The sequence below is a fragment of the Catenulispora pinisilvae genome, assembly GCF_015356865.1.
Lineage (GTDB): Bacteria > Actinomycetota > Actinomycetes > Streptomycetales > Catenulisporaceae > Catenulispora > Catenulispora pinisilvae.
In genome coordinates this window covers 1-7,159 of the sequence record NZ_JAAFZA010000375.1, presented here as the reverse complement: position 1 = coordinate 7,159, position 7,159 = coordinate 1, and the positions used below count along the sequence as shown (strand labels likewise).

Here is a 7,159-nt window from a genome sequence, read left to right as displayed (position 1 = left end):
GGTTTGGGTGCCGGACCCTGGCGCCTGGGGGAGACGCCGGGGCCCGGCTGTTGGGTTGTGCTGTGCCCGCCCCTTGCGGGGCCTGCTCGATGCGGGGGCGATCCCCCATCTGCCTCCGACTTGGCCGAAGCCGGAGGCCCTTATCGCCTCGCTTCGAGCAGTCGACGACGCGAGGTCATCGAGGGCGTGGCGGCTGCCTTCGGGCGGGTGCGGTGAGCTCTGTCCGCGCTCGGCCGGTGGTGACCGTCGGTCCGGGGGCCGCCGGTTGGGTTTGGCGGTGGTTGGCGGCCTTTGGATTACTTCAATAGTGGGTGAATGCTGCATATCGGACATCGGGTGATTGGCGTAGATCGGGCTACGCGGATTGGCTGGCGCCGAATGGGTGAGGTGCGGGTGCCGCGGTGGTGGGCGGCTTGTTTGGCGCTGCGGAGTTGCCTCGCTGGCATGCCGGGCGGTTGTGGGCGGTTGTGGCCGGCTGGCGCGGCGGGTGGTTGTGCGCGGTTGGCAGGCCTGAGTTGCCGTGCTGGCTGCTGCGGCGGCCGTGGGGCGGGCTTCGGGCGGGCTGCGTGGTCATCCGTGGCTCAGCCGACGCCTCCGGTCGCCATGGTCGGCCGACGCGGGTGATTGCGCTGCGAACGGGCTTGGTCGGTCATCTTGCCTCAGCTGACTTGCGTGGCTATTCGCGCCTCGGTCGACCTGCGAGGCAGGGGGCTGGCGCAGGCAGCTGGGCAGCCGTCGGGCAGGCGCAGGTAACCGGGCCGCGGCCAAGCTGGCGCGGGTAGCTGGGCCGCGGCCGGGCTGGGGCAAGCAACTGGGCCGCAGGCCGGCTGGGGCAGGTAACCGGGCCGCAGCTGGGTCGGCGTAGGTAACGAGGTTGCAATCTGGCCGCGACGGTCGGCCACGCCGACGTAGCCAACCGGGCCGACGCGGCCGCTCAAGCCAAGCGTGTCGGGCAGCCGGCTCGCCAACCTCACGGGGCTGTACACCTAGCCGACGTCCGCGTAGCCAGGCGAAGCGGGGTCGACGCTCGCATACGCGCCCCCGCAGCTCGCCGAGCCCGGTGGCGAATGGTCCTTGCCCGATGCCTGATGGCCCGGTGCCCGGTGCCCGGTGCCCGGTGCCCGGTGGCCCATGCTCGGCGCCCGCCGACCTGCCGGCGCCCGCAGCGCCACCCGGTCCGCGTCCGCGCCGCCTCACCTGGCCTGCGCGGCCATCCAGCTCTCGACCTCGTCCGGCTCGCGTGGCAGTGCTGCGGACATCAGCAGTGCGCCCTGCTCGGTGATTACCAGGTCGTCCTCGATGCGGATGCCGATGCCGCGGAGTTCTGGGGGGAGGGTTAGGTCGTCGGGTTGGAGGTAGAGGCCTGGTTCTACGGTGAGGACGTTGCCGGTTGTCAGGGTGCCTTCTACGTATTCGTCGGCGCGGGCTTTGGCGCAGTCGTGGACGTCGAGGCCGAGCATGTGGCCGCTGCCGCAGAGGGTGTAGCGGCGGTAGATGCCGATGGTGGGGTCCATTGCTTCTTCGAGGGAGACCTTCAGGAGGCCCATGTCGATGAGGCCGGTGGCGATGGTGCGCATGGCGGCCCAGTGGAAGTCGCGGAATCTGGCGCCGGGGCGGAGGGTGGCGATGCCGGCGTTTTGGGCTTGGAGGACCAGGTTGTAGAGGTCGCGTTGGAGGGGGGTGAAGGTGCCGGAGATGGGGAGGGTGCGGGTGATGTCGGCTGTGTAGAGGGTGTCTACTTCGACTCCGGCGTCGAGGAGGAGGAGGTCGCCGGGGTGCAGGGTGCCGTTGTTGGCCGTCCAGTGCAGGACGCAGGCGTGGGCGCCGCCGCCGACGATGGTGTTGTAGCCCACGTCGTTGCCTTCGATGCGGGCGCGGGTGTTGAAGGTGCCTTCGACCCAGCGTTCGCCGCGGGGGCGGCCGGCGACTGTGGGCAGGATGCGTGCGACGTCTTGGAAGCCGAGGGTGGTGGCGTCTACTGCGGCCTGAAGTTGTTCGAGTTCCCAGGCGTCCTTCACCAGGCGGAGTTCGGAGAGGTGGGCGGTGAACTCGGCGTCGGCTTCGGGGCGCGCGGTGACCAGGGCGTCGACTCGGGGGTCGGAGCCGCGCAGGACGCGGGTCGGGATCGCGGCGCCGGAGAGCTTGTCGGACAGGCGGTTCAGGTTCTCGGTGGTGATTCCGTACAGCTCCGAGCTTTCGCTCAGGGAGGGGCGGCGGCCCTCCCACATCTCGCCGAGGCGGCGGTCGCGGAACGCTTCGCCGTTGTCGCGGGAGGAACGGTCGTGGGCGAACAGGATCGCGTCGTGGCCGGAGCCGTTGGGTTCGAAGACCAGCACCGCCTCCAGCAGTTGGCTGCCGGTCAGGTGCGCGAAGGCGCTGTGCGGGCGGTAGTGCCAGTAGGTGTCGTTGCTGCGCAGCTTCTCCACGCCGGCCGGCACGATCAGGCGCTCGCCGGGAAAGCGGGCCGAGACCGCCTCGCGCCGGCGCCCGGTCCACCTGGAGGCGGGCACCGGGCCCGGGTCGGGGAGCGGGGACGGGGCCCACTGGGTGGCCATGAACGCCGCCAGGGCGTCGGTGACCGGCAGGTCATGGCTGCCGGTGGCGAACTTCGACAGATTCGGGTCGCTGGACACTGCGGCTCCCTGGGGGTGCGAAGGGCTGGAACGTGCGGTGCGAGGGCGGTGCGGGGACGGTGTGCTGACGGCGTCTTCCCGGGCCGCGGGCCGCACTGTGCAATGTTACATTCCACGAGCGGTCGAGGTAACCGGGGTGCGGGGGACCGAACAGTCGGACTGAAAAGGCAGGCCGCAAAGGCAGGCCGCAAAGGCAGGCCGCAAGGGCAGGCCGAAGAATCGGACTGTTGAAGCAACCGGCGCGGCGGCCTGGACAACCAGATGGACAACCAGGTGGACAACGAGATGGACAACCAGATGGTCGCGGTAGCAGGTGCGGTGGACTGAAGAGCTGGACTGAAGAGCTGGGCTGAAGAGCTGGGCTGAAGAGCTGGATCGAAGAGCCGGAACGAAGAGACGGATCGAAGAACCGGGCCGTAGAGGCAGACCGAAGAGCCGGACTGTCGTGGAAACCCGGGCAGTGGTGCCGGAAGAACCGGGCCGCCGTGCAAACCGTGGCGCGGTCCGAAGAACCGCGCGGTCGTGTGATTCGTCTGGTGAGTGTGAATGACGACACTGGCACGAGACCGGGGCCGGCGGCTCGGGACCCGGAGGACGTGGACGCCGACTTCACGGACTTCGTCACGGCGCAGGGAGCTCGTCTGTTGCGCCTGGCGGAGCTGATGACCGGTGACCCGCGTCGGGCTGCGGATCTGACGCAGACTGCGTTGGAGAGCGCCTATCTGCGCTGGCATCGGATCGAGTCAGGGAGCTGCTTCAGGAGGGGGTGACGACGCGGGGGTCTCTGCGGCCGGGGTGATTCGCGGGGCACGTCGGCGTCGCGTGCGGCATCGGGCCACGGCGGCCGGGTCGTCGCTGGCGGTGCTGGGAGTGGCTGCGGGGGCGGTCGCGTTCGGCGCACACTCTGCGGGGCCGTCACGGGCGAGCGCGCAGGTGGCGCCGGCCGCCGCTCCCAAGACGCCCGCGACATCCGTGAGGCCGGCGACGTCCGCGCCGCCCTCGCCGAAGACCTGCTCGGCCTCGGTCACCGGTGCGGTGCCGGCGACGACGTCCACGACCGTCGAGGGCCTGGAGTTCACCACGATCTCGGGGACGACCATGGGGATCCCGTGGGCGGAGCAGATTCATGTGTTCCCGAACAAGCAGGCTCACACGGACTGGATGAGCGGCAAGCCGTCGGGGACGTACCCGACGGGTGCGGCGGATGCCTTTCATGAGGGAGCGGTGGCGCAGTTCCGTAGGCCGGGGGAAGCAGGCTACGCGGAATTCGGCGTTCCTCCCACTGAGCAGGACTACTTCTCGTTCGATTCGGCCGGGGGGCTGGGGCCCGGCACGCCGATTCCGGGCACGTCGACAACGGTCAACGGCGCCAAGGTGCCGGCCAGGATGACCTTCAAGGCGTATCTGGTCGGGGCGTGGATGGATCCGAAGGTCGACCATCTGTGCCTGCAATACGCCGACCACGCCGAGTTCGTCCCGGTGTACCGGACTCAGGGTGCTGCTTTCGTCGAGTTCGGATTCGTGGTGGCTGAGCGGCCGCAGAAGGTGATCGGCTATGACGCGTCCGGCCAAGTGGTCGGGACGGCGAAGGCCGTCATGATGCCGATGGGGTTGCCGATCATCTTCCAGCCGTGAGGCCCTGACTGACCGTGGGGCTGAGGGGGCGGCTGCCGGTCTGAGGGCTGCCGGTCTGAAGAAGCGGGCCTCTCGCCGCCATGCGACGACGACGAGGGGCCCGCGTCATGCGGAGCTGGCGAATCAGCACCCGATCACGGTGTGAGCCGGTGCAAGTCCCGCGGGAACAAGGCGGTACGCCGCAGGTTGTCCGCCTCGGTCAAGCGCATCGTCCAGCGCTCCAGCCCCAGCGCGAACCCGCCGTGCGGGGGCATCCCGTGCTTGAAGTTCGCCAGGTAGCCCTCGTAGGCCTCGGTGGACTCCCCGCGCGCCGCCAGCGCTGCGACGTAGTCCTCGTACCGGTGCAGCCGCTGGCCGCCGGTGATCAGCTCCAGACCGCGGAAGATCAGGTCGAAGCTGTTCGAGTACTGCGGCCGGTCCGGCTGCGCGTGGGTGTAGAAGGGGCGTTTGGCCATCGGGTAGCCGGTGACGAACAGGAACTCGCTGCCGAACTCCCGTACCGCCCACTCGCCGAGCGTGCGTTCGTTGGCCGGGGACAGGTCCGGCTCGTCCTCGCCGAGCAGTTCCATCGCGTCCGCGAAGTGGATCTCAGGGATCTGCTCTGGGACGGTCGGCAGCTTGACGCCGAGCAGGTCCACCGCGGCCGCCGCGCGTTCGGCGACCGAGGCGACCATGCCGACCAGCGCCTCGCGCACCACCGCCATCACGTCGCGGTGGTCGGTGATGAAGCCGAGCTCGGCGTCCAGGCTCGTGTACTGGGCCAGGTGGCGCGCGGTGTCCGAGGGTTCGGCGCGGAAGACCGGGCCGGTCTCGTAGACCCGTTCGAAGACGCCGACCATCGCCTGCTTGAAGAACTGCGGCGATTGCGCCAGATACGCCTTGCGCCCGAACCAGTCCAGGGCGAAGACGTTGGCGCCGGACTCGGTGGCCGAGCCGACGATCTTCGGGGTGTGGATCTCGGTGAAGTCCAGGGCGTCCAGCGCGGAGCGGAAGCCGGCGATCGAGGCGGCCGTGAGTTGGAACGGGGCGCTCAGGTGCGGGTGCCGCAGGGTCACCGGGGCGCCGTCCAGGATGGTCGGCAGCGAGGCCGTCACGGTCGGGCGGTAGATCTCCAGCGGCGGTGTCTCGGCCGGGCTCGACAGCAACTCGACCTGCGGGCCCTCGGCCGGCGCGACGAGTTCCACGCCGCCGGGTGCCTGCTCGTTGGCCGTGACGGTCCCGACGAAGGAGAGCACGGTCTCCTCGGGGATGTCGTGCGACTGTCCGGCGACGGCGCCCGGCAGCACGGCCTGGGTCAGGCCGCTGCGGTCGCGCAGGATGAGGAACGTGACGTTCTTGAGTTCGCGGCGGCGGTGCAGCCAGCCGGAGACCTGAACGGTTTCACCTACGTGCGCCGACAACTCCGACGCTAGTACGCGGTGGATCATTTGAGCCCTCCAAGGGGTCTCGACGTGATCCCTTGGGGGTGCGGGCGATAAGGGAATCGCGGTACCACCGCACCTTCACCGCGGCCTGACGGCCGCGGCCTCTCGTGGCCCGATGACGGGGGCCGGCCGGCGGGGCATTGCCTCCCCGCACTCCGGAGTGTCTTCGCCTCGGAACGCGGGGCCGTCTTCCCAGCTGCCGACGGCTCTCTGGACCCGCGCCGAATCCGAGGCTACTCGTCTCCTTCAGCGTGTTGAGGTGATCTTAACCTCCGCGCTGATCAGGAACAATCGAATACCCCGGTTGGGGAATTCGTCTTGTCTTTAGCTCTAGCCGTACCAGTAGCCAGACCCGGGACGCCGTGGCAGTGGTCGGCGACCCACGCGTCACGGTCCTGTGCCGCCAGGCTTCGCCCGCCCATCCGCAGCTGCGACACCACGACGTAGCGCAGCTGCCCGGTGTGGACGAGGTTCGCCAGCCCCTGCACGGTCGGCGCCGGGGCGTCGCTGGTGAAGCCGCCCATCGGGAGCACCGGGAGGTTGTCCGCGAGGTAGGGGGCGGCGGCCATCGAGCCGTCGATCGCGGCGGCGTAGGGGCGGCCGTCGCGATTGCGCTTCAGGAACGTGACGACCCGCGGGTCCGGTCCGTGCTCGAAGTCGTGGATGCCGTGCTGGATCTCCTTGTTGACCGCCGCGCTGAACTTGCGTCCGCCGAACATCGACTGCGGCGGGCCGGCCGAGGCCGCCACGCTGCCCATCATGTCGCCCTTGCGGGTGAGGACCGACGTGGCCCAGACCGCCGGTGCGGCCAGCGCCGCCGTCGCGACCGCCACCGCTGAAAGCACGCCCAGGGTACGGTTGCGGGCGACGCGGGCCCACGGCACCAGCGCGATCGCGACCACCGCGGCGGCCACCACGAACCAGCGGAGCCACGGCTGGTAGTGCGGGGTCTCGCGGCTGGCGAAGAACGCCCAGCCGGCGGTCAGGGCGACCAGCGCGGGCAGCTGCCAGGTGCGGCCGCGGGCGGCGGCGATGAAGGCGGCCCCGGCCAGGGCGGCGACCGGGGGAGCCAGGGTCGAGGTGTAGTAGGAGTGGATGCCGGTGGCGGCGCAGAAGGCCAGGCCGTAGATGCCGAGCCAGCCGCCCCAGAACACGTAGCCGGCGGTGGACTTTCGCTGTGCGCGCTCAGGGCCGGACGCCTGCTGACGCTCGGAGTCCGCGGCGCGGGATGCGTGCTGGGACGCGTGCGCTGCCAGGGCTTCGACGCTGGACATCTGTCCGGGCGCCGATCCGGCTGCCGCCAGCGATCCGGCTGATGTCGCCGACGCGACCGGCGCAGCCCCGGCCGACGCCGTCGGGCTAGCCGATGCCGGCGATCCGGCTGCCGTCTGAGTCGACGCGAACGCCGCCGATCCGGCCGTTGCCCCGGCCGTCGCTCCGACCGACGCGAACGCCCCCGCCGTCCCC

Annotated in this window: 4 protein-coding genes; 1 reads left to right on the top strand and 3 read right to left on the bottom strand. The window is 70.3% G+C overall.

Annotation, left to right across the window (positions count from 1 at the left end; translation table 11 throughout):
- Positions 1 to 1,193 precede the first annotated feature (1,193 nt).
- Positions 1,194 to 2,633, bottom strand: coding sequence for an aminopeptidase P family protein (locus tag IZR01_RS46990; protein ID WP_194927633.1), 1,440 nt, complete (start codon positions 2,631 to 2,633; stop codon positions 1,194 to 1,196).
- A gap of 972 nt (positions 2,634 to 3,605) precedes the next feature.
- On the opposite strand from IZR01_RS46990, the gene IZR01_RS46985 reads away from it, so the two are divergent.
- The gene (locus IZR01_RS46985) at positions 3,606 to 4,268 is read left to right on the top strand and encodes a hypothetical protein (RefSeq protein WP_194927632.1); all 663 of its coding nucleotides are present in this window, start codon (positions 3,606 to 3,608) and stop codon (positions 4,266 to 4,268) included.
- A gap of 134 nt (positions 4,269 to 4,402) precedes the next feature.
- Here IZR01_RS46985 and aspS read toward each other — a convergent pair whose 3' ends face one another.
- On the bottom strand, positions 4,403 to 5,695 hold the full coding sequence (gene aspS / locus IZR01_RS46980) for an aspartate--tRNA(Asn) ligase (RefSeq protein ID WP_194927631.1): 1,293 nt from the start codon (positions 5,693 to 5,695) through the stop codon (positions 4,403 to 4,405).
- A 278-nt stretch (positions 5,696 to 5,973) separates the two neighbouring features.
- Positions 5,974 to 6,966 carry a mannosyltransferase YkcB-related protein gene (locus IZR01_RS46975; protein ID WP_194927630.1) on the bottom strand — a complete coding sequence of 331 codons (993 nt, stop codon included), beginning with the start codon at positions 6,964 to 6,966 and terminating at the stop codon, positions 5,974 to 5,976.
- Positions 6,967 to 7,159 lie beyond the last annotated feature (193 nt).

Bases quoted from the DNA above. Each gene is read 5' to 3' on its own strand.
- IZR01_RS46975 (WP_194927630.1), bottom strand. From the start codon at position 6,966: ATGTCCAGCGTCGAAGCCCTGGCAGCGCACGCGTCCCAGCACGCATCC.
- aspS (WP_194927631.1), bottom strand. From the start codon at position 5,695: ATGATCCACCGCGTACTAGCGTCGGAGTTGTCGGCGCACGTAGGTGAA.